Origin of the sequence: Falsihalocynthiibacter sp. S25ZX9 (genome assembly GCF_041205405.1) — a bacterium.
Classification (GTDB): Bacteria; Pseudomonadota; Alphaproteobacteria; order Rhodobacterales; family Rhodobacteraceae; genus Falsihalocynthiibacter; species Falsihalocynthiibacter arcticus.
Map to the genome: position 1 here is coordinate 1 of NZ_JBGFCD010000102.1, position 364 is coordinate 364.

Consider the following 364-nt stretch of genomic DNA (forward strand, 5'->3'; position numbering starts at 1 on the left):
CCGTAATCGACATCCTGGCTTTTGCCACTTCTAATACCATGGGTGTAATAGCTGGATAGCCGCTCCCAACCAACGGTCTCCTTCCAAGCGTCACGTGGACAAGCGCAGAGATTGCGGCATTAATGGCCACGGTGTCTGCGGTGGCTGCATGCTCTGGGCCACGTTTTGTATCAGGCCCCCCTGCGGAAAGGAAAATTGAAGCAGACAAGATTACGCCTCCGGACCCGACAATGAGCAAGCCGCCTCTGATACCTTAATCTAGCGAACGGCTGCAATGTGGTCATTCAACCATTGAAAATGGGCACCCTAAGCTTCGCGAATACCGATGTGATCGTAAACCAGAACTGGGGCTCGAGCCTGATCA

General features: G+C 53.3%; 1 pseudogene. It reads right to left on the reverse strand.

Annotation, left to right across the window (positions count from 1 at the left end):
- Positions 1 to 208: pseudogene (locus tag AB9F29_RS21470) on the reverse strand (hypothetical protein); the annotation flags it as partial.
- Positions 209 to 364: the final 156 nt, after the last annotated feature.